The 13,481-nt window shown below is 36.2% G+C and carries 11 protein-coding genes; all 11 read left to right on the top strand.

From position 1 onward, the window contains the following. Nucleotides 1-4 precede the first annotated feature (4 nt). The 11 genes from HMPREF9333_RS06735 (at nucleotide 5) to HMPREF9333_RS06685 (ending at nucleotide 13,466) form a co-directional block, all read left to right on the top strand. Entirely contained in the window at nucleotides 5-1,912 is a 1,908-nt protein-coding gene (locus tag HMPREF9333_RS06735; protein WP_005540854.1) for a sensor histidine kinase, read from the top strand. Between the two features lie 3 nt (nucleotides 1,913-1,915). Further along, nucleotides 1,916-2,917: a sugar ABC transporter substrate-binding protein gene (locus HMPREF9333_RS06730; RefSeq protein WP_005540852.1), complete on the top strand. Its 1,002-nt coding sequence runs from the start codon at nucleotides 1,916-1,918 to the stop codon at nucleotides 2,915-2,917. Between the two features lie 15 nt (nucleotides 2,918-2,932). Beyond that, nucleotides 2,933-4,003, top strand: a complete 1,071-nt coding sequence (locus HMPREF9333_RS06725) for a galactose ABC transporter substrate-binding protein (RefSeq protein ID WP_005540850.1) — start codon at nucleotides 2,933-2,935, stop codon at nucleotides 4,001-4,003. Nucleotides 4,004-4,196: 193 nt separating this feature from the next. Next, nucleotides 4,197-5,294 (top strand): substrate-binding domain-containing protein, encoded by a 1,098-nt coding sequence (locus HMPREF9333_RS06720; protein ID WP_169311758.1) that lies wholly within the window; start codon nucleotides 4,197-4,199, stop codon nucleotides 5,292-5,294. A 25-nt stretch (nucleotides 5,295-5,319) separates the two neighbouring features. Then, nucleotides 5,320-6,978 carry a putative manganese-dependent inorganic diphosphatase gene (locus HMPREF9333_RS06715; RefSeq protein WP_005540838.1) on the top strand — a complete coding sequence of 553 codons (1,659 nt, stop codon included), beginning with the start codon at nucleotides 5,320-5,322 and terminating at the stop codon, nucleotides 6,976-6,978. 38 nt (nucleotides 6,979-7,016) lie between these two features. Beyond that, entirely contained in the window at nucleotides 7,017-7,580 is a 564-nt protein-coding gene (locus HMPREF9333_RS06710) for a shikimate kinase (RefSeq protein ID WP_005540836.1), read from the top strand. 15 nt (nucleotides 7,581-7,595) lie between these two features. Further along, nucleotides 7,596-8,114 carry a QueT transporter family protein gene (locus HMPREF9333_RS06705; protein WP_005540834.1) on the top strand — a complete coding sequence of 173 codons (519 nt, stop codon included), beginning with the start codon at nucleotides 7,596-7,598 and terminating at the stop codon, nucleotides 8,112-8,114. Nucleotides 8,115-8,272: 158 nt separating this feature from the next. After that, on the top strand, nucleotides 8,273-9,652 hold the full coding sequence (gene murC, locus HMPREF9333_RS06700; protein ID WP_005540832.1) for a UDP-N-acetylmuramate--L-alanine ligase: 1,380 nt from the start codon (nucleotides 8,273-8,275) through the stop codon (nucleotides 9,650-9,652). Nucleotides 9,653-9,884: 232 nt separating this feature from the next. Further along, entirely contained in the window at nucleotides 9,885-11,033 is a 1,149-nt protein-coding gene (locus HMPREF9333_RS06695; RefSeq protein WP_005540830.1) for a DnaD domain-containing protein, read from the top strand. 155 nt (nucleotides 11,034-11,188) lie between these two features. Continuing rightward, the gene (locus tag HMPREF9333_RS06690; protein ID WP_005540828.1) at nucleotides 11,189-12,169 is read left to right on the top strand and encodes an ATP-binding protein; all 981 of its coding nucleotides are present in this window, start codon (nucleotides 11,189-11,191) and stop codon (nucleotides 12,167-12,169) included. Nucleotides 12,170-12,251: 82 nt separating this feature from the next. Beyond that, entirely contained in the window at nucleotides 12,252-13,466 is a 1,215-nt protein-coding gene (locus HMPREF9333_RS06685) for a ribose-phosphate pyrophosphokinase (RefSeq protein ID WP_005540826.1), read from the top strand. Nucleotides 13,467-13,481 lie beyond the last annotated feature (15 nt).

The following is a 13,481-nucleotide window of genomic DNA, read 5'->3' as shown; positions in this document are numbered from 1 at the left end:
AATTATGACAGACGGCATGAATGCCGGGAATGATAAAGAAAATAATATAAAGAAAAAAAAAGAAAATTCAAATTCTCTAAATAAAGGAATATCTACCGGCAAAAAAAAATATAATATAATCAGCAAAAATTTCCTATATAGGCAAGGTATAAGACTTGTGCTGTTATTGTACAGTTTACTGGTAACCAACGCTTCTGTGGGGGCAACTATTTTTTTCGTTTCAAAAAGAATGGCTGAAGCCTCACAAAAAGAGGTGAATGAAGGCAATATGAATGTATTAAACCAGGCTGGGAGTTTATTTGATATATATCTAAGAGATGTAATGAAGCTGTCAAATACGATATATTACAATGTATTTAAAAACTCCAATGAAAATGTTGATATACATAATATGCTTAATTTATTATATGACAGTTACAGGGGAAAGATTGAAAATATTGCGATTTTTTCTCTTGACGGTAATCTTATGTATGCCGCACCTGCCGCAAGGATGAAAACAGGATATGATGTAAAAGATCAGGAATGGTTTACAAATACATTTAAAGACACTGAAAACAATCATTTTTCACTGCCGCATCTGCAGCAGATATTCGAATCCGGTGATTACCGATACAAGTGGGTGGTATCAATGTCAAGGATTATTGAGCTGACAAGGGATGGAAAAAGTGAGCAGGCGGTTTTATTGATTGATATGAAATATGATGAGCTTGTGGGAAACTTGTCAGATATAAGCTTTGGCAGCAAGGGATATGTATATATGATTGATAATAAGGGGGAAGTCATATGGCATCCTAAGATGGGACTGCTATACTCAGGCAGGCTGTTTGAATACAATGCTGAAGCGGCTCAATGCAGCGACGGGGTTAATAAATACAAGGATAAGTCGGGACGCATATTATATGTAAAGACCATAGGCTATACAGGTTGGAGGATAGCAGGTGTCGGCTATTCTGTGGAAAGTATTTTTAACAGTCCATATACAGGTCCGTTTATTTCTGTAATAATATTTGCGGAGTTTTTTGCAATAACACTTATATATACATTTATGTTTGACAAAATAAGTGATCCTATAAGTCGGCTTCAGGAAGCGGTGCAGACTATTGAAGAAGGAAACTTTAACCAAAAAGTACCTGTCGGCGGTGTTTATGAGATAGAGAGCCTCGGCAAGGCAGTTGAAAACATGAGGATCCGTATAAATCAGCTTATTGAAGATAAGCGGATAGAGAACCAAAAAAGGGTTGAAGCGGAAGAGATGAGGGTACAGGCGGAATTTGATGTTCTTCAGGCACAGATTAATCCTCACTTTTTATATAATACACTAAGTATAGTTATATGGCTTATAGAAGCAGGTAAGACAGAAGATGCTAAAAAAGTTGTAACGGCAGTCGGTAATTTTTTTAGGATATTTTTAAGCACTGACAGGAAATTTATACCTGTAAGTGAGGAGATAGACTATGTAAAAAATTATATTTTAATACAGCAGATGAGATTTAAGGATAAGTTTGTATATGAATTTGATATAGATGAAAATGTTAATCAAATGTCAACCCTAAAGCTTATTCTTCAGCCGATAGTTGAAAATTCGATTTACCATGGTATGGAATATATGGATGATGAGGACGGTCGTATACTGATTAAGGCATATATAAAGGATGATAAGGTATATTTCAGCGTTAAGGACAATGGAGCGGGTATGACTAAGGAGAGGATCGCAGAGATAATGTCTGCCGATATGACAAGAGTTTCAAAACCACGTGGTTCAGGAATAGGATTTAAAAATGTGAGAAACCGTATATTAAAACAATATGGCAGTGAAGGCGGTGTGGAAGTAATATCCGAGCCTGATGAGGGCACTGAAATTATCATTTATTTTCCTGCTGAGATATATACAAAAAAGGATGTCGAGGCTTAGTAAATGGATAAAAAAATAAATAGCAGAACAGTAAATAATGCAAATAATAAGATGTTTGTTGTCATGGCTATGTATTTTACACTGCTGGCATTGTTTTTAATTATGTCAATGACCAATTTTTTTGTACGTGATGAAGATACCGATACAGTGTGCAGAATGACTGTGATAATTTGTGAAGGTGAAGATGAATATTATACCAGATTTAAAAAGGGAGTAGAAAAAGCTGCCGAGGATGAGAGAATAGATGTAAATTTCAGCAGTATATATAAAGACTCCGGATTGGAACAGCTTAAATCTCTTATAATAAAGGAATCTGACCTCGGAGCGGATATTATAATGGTTCCGGGTATAGACTGTGCCGAACTTTTAAATTTAAGCAATACATCAGGGAAAAAAATACCTGTTGTTATGCCTGATTCAGTATATGATGAAGGGGGAGGCTATGTCGGTGTAAATTATCGGAGTGCCATAGACAGCCTTGTTGAAAGAATAAAAGAATCGCAAGACACATCAGTGCCTGTATATATTATTCCCGGAAAAAATTATATCAAGAAGCTTTGCGATATACTTAAAGAGGATTTAGAGCGGGCAGGCTTTAATGTTGTTTTTAAGCAGGATGAAGCTGATGAAAATTTTTACAGCAGTTTTTTTGACACTGAGTGCAGCAGATGGTATCAGCCTCCTGCCGTAATAGCTCTGTCAAGAAGCGGATTTACTGAAATGGCGTATATGGCTTCAATGAAAGAGACGGAAAATTTGAGGCTATACGGTATAGGTACAACAACTTATATCTTAAACAAGATGGAGCAGGACTATGTTTTGGGCATAGTTACATGGAATGAATATGATGAGGGGTATGTCGCAGTGAACAACTCATACAAAGCGATATTTTCAAAAGATAAGAAGGGACTTAAAATCGAAGATAAAACCATACCTAGTTATTTTATAGATAAGGATATATTAAAATCAGGCAAATATACAAAGATGCTTTATCCGATTAATTAAATTATAGGGGTAACTATGCAGGAAGAAAATAATAAATTCAGTTTGCTGAAAAAAATATCATTAAGAACCTGTCTTATCATAGGGATAGCACTTGAGCTTATAGCTATGGTTGCTATAGCTAACTCCAGTTCTTTTACCCGAAAGGCGGTTAAAGATGATGCGGTTTTTATAGGCATAAGTGTTTACAGCGGTGATGATACTTTTGTTAATTCAATATGCACTGAGATAGACTCATTGCTTAATGAAAGTCAGTACAAAGGTATAAGGGTAAGGTATGAAATGGTAGATGCCGGGCAAAGTCAGCTTATACAAAACAGGCAGGTTGAAAAATTTGTATCTTTAAAATATAATGCAATATGTGTAAATCCGGTCGAAAGAACAGAGGTCTCAACGATAATTGACAGAGCGGTGGAGGCGGATATACCGCTTATATTTTTTAATCGTGAACCTGTAAAAAGTGATATAAACAGAAGTAAAAATATATATTATGTAGGTAGCGATTCAAAAGATGCGGCTATACAGCAGGCGGGTATGATATCGCAGCTATATGCCTCAGATCCGGCTTCACTTGATTTAAATAATGACGGCATGGTAACTTATGTAATACTTGAGGGAGAGGCAAATCATCAGGATACTCTTATAAGGACGGAGTGGGTTATAAAAAATTTGCAGGATAAAAATGTTCCTGTACATAAAATTGCCGCCGCTTCTGCAAACTGGGATAGAAATCAGGCCTCAGTAATTATGGAAGACTGGCTGACAAAATATGCCGATAATATTGAACTTGTTATAGCCAATAATGACGATATGGCACTTGGAGCCGCTGATGCCATAGAAAGATGCCATGATACAAGGGGAGTGAAGATATTCGGTATGGATGGAAGTAATGAGGCAATTAAGGCGGTTGATGAGGGAAAAATTTACGGAACTGTGAAATGTGATTTTAGTGAATATGCCAGACTTATACTTGATATTGCAGTTGATAATGCAGTACAAGGAAATATCTCAAATGAAAGCTCTAAAAAACTTATACAAGATAAATATGCCTATATAAAATATTCTGCATATAATAAAGCTTCACCCTGATTCTATAAGCAGAACAGGGTGGTTTTATCGTCAGGTGTGTGTTATTATATTAGTTAAATATTTTGACTGATATGCTTTATGGGCTTTTTACATGCTGACAGCAGACCTTTTGCAAATATGCAGGTATGCTGTTTTAAGCTGTATACACATAAATAAAATATTGATACAGATAAATGAGGAAGGAAAAACAGGGATGAAGATTAAAAAAAGAATTATGGCATTAACAGCCATACTGATTGCAGCCAATATTCTGGCAGGCTGTTCCGGAAAAGGAGATAAAGGCTCAGGAGCATCTTCCAAAGCACAGCAGGAAAACGGAGGCTCGGCAGCTGCACAGGACAGTCTGCAGGAGGGAATAAAAGCCGGGGAGCTTAAGATAGGTATATCTATGTATAATATAGAAAATGCTTTCAGTGCATCATATAAAGAAAAACTTCAGAAAAGTTTTGAGGATATAGGCTGTAAAGCGGAAAATATAATTATTAAGGATGCGGCAGGAAGTCGGGACGAACAGACAAATAATGTGAATGAATTTATAAGTTCCGGATTTGATGCAATTATAATAGAACCGGTAAAACCTTCTGAGACTGAAAATTATGTAAAACAAGCCGATGCTGCAGGGATCCCTGTTATAATCATAAATCGGGAACCGTCATATGCGGAAGAAGGCAGATGGGCAACTGAGGGCATAAGGGCGGCATATGTAGGCGGTGATGTGGAAGAAGCAGGGAAAATGCTCGGCAACATGATAGCGGCATATAGCAATAAAGGTGATATAAATGGGGACGGTACAGTAAGCTATGTACTTTTACAAGGCGATGCTGATATAATAGATACAGGATTAAAAAGTGATGACTGTGTTAAGGCGATCGCAGATGCGGGTCTTGGAAGAGAAGAACTTTTTAAAATAGGTGTAAACTATAATCGTGCCGCTGCAAAACAGGCTATTATAGATGTAATTGCAAAATTCGGGGATAAGGCGGAAGTGGTATTTTGTGCCGATACAGAGGCTGCACTTGGGGCTGTTGAGGGTGCACAGGAAGCAGGAAGAAGCCCCGGAGAAAATATTTATATAGTTGCTGTAAATACTACTAAAGAAACATGCAGCAGCATCTCTTCAGGAAAGCTTGGCGGAACTTTATATGAAAACAGTACGCTTCAGGCACAGACGGCGGCAGAATCAAGCATTTCACTTATAAACAAAAAAGCGGTTGAAGCAAGAAATGCATTTGGATATACTGAGGTTACAAAGGATAATGTAAGCGAGATTCTTGAGCAGCTTAAGAATTGATTATATATAAGGGAAATTAAAGTAAGTGGAAAAGAAGACTATAATTATAGGTCATAAAAATCCTGATACCGACTCAATATGTTCGGCAATAGTTTATGCCTATTTTAAAGAACAAACTGAAAAAAAAACATTTGAACCTGCAAGAGCAGGTGAGCTCAATGAGGAAACCGGCTTTGTGCTTAATTATTTCGGAGCTGAGGTTCCAAGGCTTATAAAAAATGTAAAAACTCAGGTGAAGGACATAGAATTTCGCCGGACAAAGGGTGTTGACAGGGGCATTTCAATAAAAAGAGCATGGAACCTGATGAAAGAGCTTGATGTGCCGACTCTGCCGGTAGTAAACAGCAAGGGAGGGCTTGAAGGTATAATAACCGTAAAGGACATAGCAAGCTCATATATGAATATATACGATAATTCAACCTTGTCAAAAGCCAATACAAAATATGAAAATATACTCGATACCCTTGAGGCTGAGCTTATAACAGGAGATGCACAGAAATACTTTAACAAAGGAAAAGTTCTTATAGCCGCAGCCAATCCTGATATTATGGAGCAGTATATATCAGAGGGGGATCTTGTAATACTAGGAAATCGTTATGAATCACAGCTTTGTGCCATTGAAATGGGTGCGGCATGTATAGTTGTATGTGCAGGTGCCGATGCTTCAAAAACGATAAAAAAACTTGCACAGGCAAACAATACAACAGTGATGACAACGCCTAATGATACCTTTGCGGCGGCAGGTCTTATAAACCAGTCAATGCCTATAAGCTTTTTTATGACTTCTGAAAATCTTATAACCTTTTCAGAAGATGATTATCTTGATGATATAAAGGAAATAATGGCAAGTGTAAGACACAGGTATTTTCCTGTACTTGATAAAACCGGTAAATACAAGGGAATGATATCAAGGCGTAATTTGCTTGGGGCAAAAGGAAAAAATATAATTCTTGTAGATCATAATGAAAAGATCCAGGCGGCAGAAGGCGTTGAAAGTGCCAATATACTTGAAATAATAGATCATCACAGACTTGGCACTATAAGTACCGCAGGACCTGTATATTTTAGAAACCAGCCTCTTGGCTGTACATCAACTATAATATATCAGATGTTTAAGGAAAAGAATATTGATGTACCGCCTCAGATGGCAGGTCTTATGTGTTCGGCTATAATATCGGATACACTTTTATTTCGCTCACCTACATGTACTGATATTGATAAAGAGGCAGGTCTCAGTCTTGCAAAAAAAGCAGGCATAAATATAGAAGAATATGCAAATAAGATGTTTGCAGCAGCAAGCAATCTAAAAAACAAGACTGATGAGCAGATATTTAAACAGGATTATAAGAGATTTACTCTTGGGAAGATAAATATAGGTATAGGTCAGATAAGTTCACTTAATGAGGATGAACTTTCAGATATAAAAGACAGGCTTGTACCTTACATGAGCGATATACTTAAGGATATTGAGGAAGATATGATATTTCTTATGCTTACCAATATACTTGAGCAAAAAACAAGGCTTATATGTGTAGGAAACGGTGCGGGTAAGCTTGCATGCGAATCATTCAGAGTCGCAGCTGAGAGTCTTACAGAGAATGAAGTTCTTGAACTGCCCGGTGTTGTATCAAGAAAAAAACAGCTCGTACCGGCACTTACATCTGGTGCACAGGCAATGCTTTGATAAAGTTTTAAAATATATTGAAAGTAAATTATAACAATATGGATGAAAATATAAAATCTGTTCAGAAATTTGGTCAATCTGTAGAAACTGATCGCTCAAAACTTCCAAGAAATATAACTCTTATAGGTATGCCGGCATCGGGAAAAAGCTCTGTCGGTGTGGTTCTTGCAAAAAGACTTGGAATGAAATTTGTAGATGTTGATATTATAATACAGGAAAAATATAATAAGCTGCTTAAGGAGCTTATTGAAGAATACGGTGATGACGGTTTTAGGAAGATAGAAGAACAGGTAAATGCAGAGCTTGATATAAGCGGTTATGTAATTGCACCCGGCGGAAGCGTTATATATGGTGAGTCTGCCATGAAAAATCTAAAAAAAATAAGCACCGTGGTATATCTTGAACTTCCATACGGTGCATTAAAATCAAGACTTGGAGATCTCAGGGCGAGAGGTGTGAGCTTTGCACCTGGACAGACCTTAAAAAGCCTTTATTATGAAAGGCTTCCTTATTATGAGAGATATGCCGACATCACTGTAAATGAGGTTAAAAAGAGCATAAAAAAGGTTGTTGAAGAGATAACCTGTAAGCTTTTAACATAAATTTTGGAGAGAAATATGTTTGAAAATAATAGTAAAAATCCTGCACTCTGGATAGCGTATGCGGCTATGACGGCAGGTATTTATACAGCACTTACACTTGTATTTGCACCTATAAGTTTCGGGCCGGTGCAGTTTAGAATAAGCGAAGTCCTGTGCGTACTGCCTATATTCTTTCCGGCAGCTGTGCCGGGACTTTTTATAGGCTGCTTTATAGCAAATTTTCTTGCAGGTGCAGTGGCTGCCGATATTGTATTTGGAAGCCTTGCGACACTTATAGGTGCCGCAGGTACCTATATGCTTAGAGAAAAAAAATATATTGCCAGCCTCCCCCCTGTAATTGCCAATATACTTATAATACCGTTTGTGCTAAAATATGCTTATGGAATGAATGATTTTATACCATTTATGATGCTGACGGTAGGTGCCGGAGAGTTTATCGCAGTATGCGTACTTGGCAATATGCTGAGCTTTACACTTTCAAAATATAAAAAATTTATATTTACGGCAGAACATTCAAATTCCAAGAGGCTGTAAGAAAGTTAAATTTCAGAAAAACACCGGAAGTACTAAAACAGTGTTTTGAAGTACTAAAACAGTGTTTTTCTGAACAAATAATATAATCACAAATATCTGAGGCAAGTTAAGGAGATTTTTAAATATTTCATATACCAGGGAATATAACTTAAATTATTATGTATAGAATAGATTTTAACAAACCGGAGCATATTCATTTTATAGGAATAGGCGGAATAAGCATGAGCGGACTTGCAAAAATTCTTATTAAAAGGGGATTTAAAATAAGCGGTTCCGACACCTTGCCGGGCAGTATATGCACTGAGCTTGAAGGTGAAGGTGCATATATATGTTACGGGCATAAAGCAGAAAATATAACCGCTGATACAGGCTGTGTAGTATTTACTGCGGCTATAAAAGAAGATAATCCCGAATATGGAAGAGCCATTAGTTTGAATATACCGCTTTTAAGCAGGGCTGAGCTTCTTGCTCAACTTATGGAAAATTATAAATATTCTATTGCAGTAAGCGGGACTCACGGTAAAACAAGCGTAACTTCAATGTTAAGCTATATTTTGGTAAAGGCGGGGCTTGATCCTACTATATCACTTGGAGGGATGCTTGATCTTATAGGAGGCAATATACATATAGGAGCAGGAGAGATATTTTTAACAGAGGCATGTGAATATAAAAACAGCTTTCTTGAATTAAAGCCGTATATAGGAATTATTTTAAATATAGAAGAAGATCATCTTGATTTTTTTGATAATATAGATGATATAAGAAACTCGTTTAAAATCTTTATAAATAACATATCCGATAACGGCATCCTGGTTATAAACTCTGAAATTAAGGATATAGATGAGCTGACTGCCGGATTTAAAGGCAGTGTAGTGCTTTACGGAGGCAAAGAAAGTGATATTTATGCGGATAATATAGATTTTGATTCTCACGGCATTGCTTCATATAACATTACGGCTTTTAAAGATGAACTTGGACATGTACAGCTAGGTGTGATGGGCAGGCATAATGTTGATAATTCACTTGCCGCCGCTGCCGCATCATTAAAACTTGGTATAGGGATTGAGGATATTTTAAAAGGCTTGCAGGAATATAGAGGTGTAGGCAGGAGGCTTGAATTTAAGGGGTGTATAGGAGGCAATATAAATATATTTGACGACTACGCACATCATCCGCAGGAGATAATGGCGTCGCTCAGTGCGATTTCAAAATATCCGCATAAAAGACTTGTATGTGTATTTCAGCCGCATACTTACAGCAGGACAAAGGCTTTTTTAAATGACTTTGCAAATTCTTTAGCAATGGCGGATCTTGTAATACTTTCAGATATATATGCAGCCAGAGAAAAGGATAATAAGGAAGTAAGCTCGGAAGATATAGTTAATTTATTACTTAAAAAAGGTGTTGAAGCATATTATATAAATTCATTTGATAACATAGAAAATTTTTTACTTACAAATCTTCTTCCGGAAGATTTGTGCATAACTATGGGTGCAGGAGATATTGTTAAGGTGGCTGAACACCTTACAGGAAATTAAACTATCAACATTTCCACATCATCAACACACAAAAGAATCCACAATGTCGATAATATTGTGGATTCTTTTGTGCTTCACAACTATTTTATTTTGCTTTAAGCTATGGTATTATTTACATAGACATAGGCAAAAATTAATTCAGAAAATGATGATTTAGTCATTGTTTGCTGAGGATTTGCAATTTATGCAAAGCCTGTACTACTTGGGATAATACTGCGGAAGAAGGCATGATATGAAGATATTTTTTAACAGTCTTGATGTAGGTGATGTTACGCTTATATCAAATACTTTTATTAATAAATATATGGTAAAAGCTAATGGTGAATATATAAAGGTTTACCTTTATTTGTCATGTCATGCAAAAGAGGAACTTAATATAGATGCTATGGCTGAAGTTCTCTGTCTTACTTTTAAAGACATTATAAGGGCAGTTGACTACTGGAAAAAAGAGGGGCTTATAAGGGTATATGAGGATACCTGTAATAACTGCGGTATGTATTTGCCTGATAATGAATCTGAAGCTGAGAGCAAAAATATTGAGCATGATATTAAGGAAATACGGGGAATAAAAAATGCCGTATCACTTTCTAAGAATGATGTAATAGGGTATGATTATGATATGGCTGACAATAATATATCTGACAATGATATATCTGAGGGGGTTATATCCGGGAGTGATATATCCGAAATACCTGACAAGTCAAAGGTCAATCTTATAGACCTTGAAAATGATAAAGATTTCGCAACCCTGATTTACTGTGCACAGAAATACCTTGCAAAACCTTTTTCCTCTGCCGATACTTTAAGTATGGCATATATGTATGATGTGCTAAATATGTCCTCAGAGCTTATAACCTATCTTATAGAGATATGTGTGCAAAACAGGAAAACTTCGATGAGGTATATAGAAACGGTAGCATTGAACTGGAAATCAAAGGGCATAGACAGTATAGAAAAAGCAAAGAGTGAAAACATCGCTTTTAACAGGAGCATAAATCTTATAATGAAATCATTTGGCATAAAGGGAAGGGCTTTGGGAAGAATTGAACAGGAATATGTTGATAAATGGTTTAATGAGTGGAAATTTACAGCGGATAAAATTGTTGCCGCCTGTGATAAGACAATGGAACTTATACAGACTCCGAGCTTTAAATATGCCGACAAAATACTTTCAGGATGGCTGCATGAGGAGGCAGGTTATTCAGATGATACTGAAAGTTCACATGATATTTATGCTGTTAAAAAAGCTAAGTCTTTAAAGCCTGTAAAGTATAAAAACTGGACCTGTGCAAAAACAGGTTTTAATAATTTTGAGCAGAGAAATGATGACCTTGACAGTGCAGTGCTTGACAGGCTTAATCTTAAACTTAACCGTAATTAATTCGGTTTTTTATCTAAAAAGTTTTACGGTAATGCTGATTAAATGTTTTTTAAGTACTGAAATTGCAGGTATTTTTCACCATTATGAATATTATTTTCTTTAACATTTGTGATTTTATTTGGATATAATTGTTTTACGGCTTGTAAGGAGGTACTATGTCAATTAGCAATTCACAGTACAATGCTATAATGCGGGAATATGAAAAAATACGTTCTGATGCGAGATGGGATTTGCAAAAGAGAAAGGCTCAGGTATATAAAAAAATACCTTATATGAAAGAGCTTGATTCAAGACCTGCAGCTTTAGCACTTGAAAAGTATAAAAGTATAATGCGTGGAGGCGATGCCGATGAACTTGATAAATTTTCAGCAGAAATTGATGATATAAAAAATAAAAAACAGCTTCTCCTTAAGAAAAACGGTTTTCCCGAAGATTATATGCAGATGCACTACATATGCGGTGAATGTCTTGATACGGGCTTTAAGGAAGGGAAAAAATGCCGCTGCTTTAAGAAGAAGATAAATAAACTTCTTTATTCACAGTCCAATATGGATAATATATTGAAAAAGGAAAATTTTAATACCTTTTCATTTGAATATTTTGATGATAAAAACATAATACCGGGTGTAGGAATGACACAGAAGCAGTATATGAGTAAGGTGTTTGATATATGCAAAAAATTTTCCGATAATTTTCCGGACTCAGGTGAAAATATATTATTTACGGGAAGTACGGGGGTAGGAAAGACTTTTCTTTCACACTGCATCGCAAAGGAGCTTCTTGACAGAAATTATAGTGTCATCTATATGAGTGCAACTGATTTTTTTGACAGAGCGGGTAAGGCTAAGTTTGATACCGAACCTGAAAATGATGAGCAGCAGCTTAATGAAGATTTCTCACAGACTGATATGCTTATAATAGATGATCTTGGAACTGAGCTTGTAAATAACTTTACTATATCACATTTTTTTTATATAATTAATCGTAGAATGAGTCTTGGGAAGTCTACTGTTATATCTACAAACCTGTCAATGAAGATGCTCAGGGATACATACAGTGAAAGGATAACATCAAGGATATCAGGCTTATATACTGTACTTCCGCTGTATGGAAGTGATTTAAGGAGGAAACTGTAACTTAAAAAAGCCATGAGGTAAATATGTACCGGAGGCTGTATAATAATAATTAATAATAGCAGTTTATAAAACAGGAGAAATTATGCCAAATACTGAACTTAATGATGAGAGTATATTTTATACAAACTCAGACGGTAAAATTGAGACAATACCGGTAGGACCGCTCGGTCTTGTTCCTCTTAAAGGTTGTGATATGCTTGCAAAAAAAGTGGATAAATATCTTGTGCAGTGGAGAAATGAAAAAGAGAGCGAACATAAATCCAATATAATCTTTACAGGTTATGAAAGAGACAGCTATATAGTTCCGTCTACCATAAGCAGGTTCGGCTCAGGTGAGGCAAAGGGTACTATTGATGCTTCTATAAGAGGCGGAGATTTATATCTTATGGTTGATGTATGCAATTACAGCCTTACATATTCACTTTTCGGTATGACAAACCATATGTCTCCTGATGACCATTTTCAGGATCTAAAAAGGATTATAGGTGCTGTAGGCGGAAAGGCAAGAAGAATCAATGTAATTATGCCGTTTTTATATGAGGGCAGACAGCTTCTCAGACTTGCAAGGGAATCACTTGATTGTGCAACGGCACTTCAGGAACTGGCAAGGATGGGGGTGGATAATCTGATTACATTTGAGGCACATGATCCCAGAGTGCAGAATGCTATACCTTTTAAAGGTTTTGAAACAGTACAGCCTATATATCAATTTATAAAGGCGCTTCTTAAATCTCAGCCTGATATTGCAGTTGACAGTACACATATGATGGTTATAAGCCCTGATGAGGGCGGTATGAAAAGGGCGGTTCATTTTTCAAATATGCTGGGACTTGATATGGGTATGTTTTATACAAGACGTGATTATTCGATATTTGTAGAAGGTGTAAACCCTGTGATAGATATTGAATTTTTAGGCAGCTGCGTAGAGGGCAAGGATATGCTTATAATAGATGATATGATTTCATCAGGCAGGACAGTGCTTGAGGCGGCAAAGCAGTTAAAGGCGAGAAAGGCAGGCAGGATATTTATATGTTCTACTTTCGGATTGTTTACAAACGGCTTTGCAAAGTTTGATGAGTATTATGAAAAGGGGCTGATAGACAGACTTTTTACAACCAATCTTGTATATCAGTCGGCTGAACTTCTTTCAAAGCCCTACTATGTAAATGTTGATATGAGTAAATATATAGCTCTTATAATAGACAATTTAAATCATGATGCTTCACTTAGTGCTCTTCTTACTCCTGCTGACCGTTTAAATAAACTGCTTGATGAACATAAGAAAAAAATAGGTTAAAAAATTTTATAATAT

This window comes from Johnsonella ignava ATCC 51276, from assembly GCF_000235445.1.
Lineage (GTDB): Bacteria > Bacillota > Clostridia > Lachnospirales > Lachnospiraceae > Johnsonella > Johnsonella ignava.
The sequence above is the reverse complement of the archived record's forward strand: the minus strand, read 5'-3'. Positions and strand labels throughout refer to the sequence as shown.

Coding starts and splice junctions, on each gene's coding strand:
- HMPREF9333_RS06735 (WP_005540854.1), top strand. CDS start 5: ATGACAGACGGCATGAATGCCGGGAATGATAAAGAAAATAATATAAAG.
- HMPREF9333_RS06730 (WP_005540852.1), top strand. CDS start 1,916: ATGGATAAAAAAATAAATAGCAGAACAGTAAATAATGCAAATAATAAG.
- HMPREF9333_RS06725 (WP_005540850.1), top strand. CDS start 2,933: ATGCAGGAAGAAAATAATAAATTCAGTTTGCTGAAAAAAATATCATTA.
- HMPREF9333_RS06720 (WP_169311758.1), top strand. CDS start 4,197: ATGAAGATTAAAAAAAGAATTATGGCATTAACAGCCATACTGATTGCA.
- HMPREF9333_RS06710 (WP_005540836.1), top strand. CDS start 7,017: ATGGATGAAAATATAAAATCTGTTCAGAAATTTGGTCAATCTGTAGAA.
- HMPREF9333_RS06705 (WP_005540834.1), top strand. CDS start 7,596: ATGTTTGAAAATAATAGTAAAAATCCTGCACTCTGGATAGCGTATGCG.
- murC (WP_005540832.1), top strand. CDS start 8,273: ATGTATAGAATAGATTTTAACAAACCGGAGCATATTCATTTTATAGGA.
- HMPREF9333_RS06695 (WP_005540830.1), top strand. CDS start 9,885: ATGAAGATATTTTTTAACAGTCTTGATGTAGGTGATGTTACGCTTATA.
- HMPREF9333_RS06690 (WP_005540828.1), top strand. CDS start 11,189: ATGTCAATTAGCAATTCACAGTACAATGCTATAATGCGGGAATATGAA.
- HMPREF9333_RS06685 (WP_005540826.1), top strand. CDS start 12,252: ATGCCAAATACTGAACTTAATGATGAGAGTATATTTTATACAAACTCA.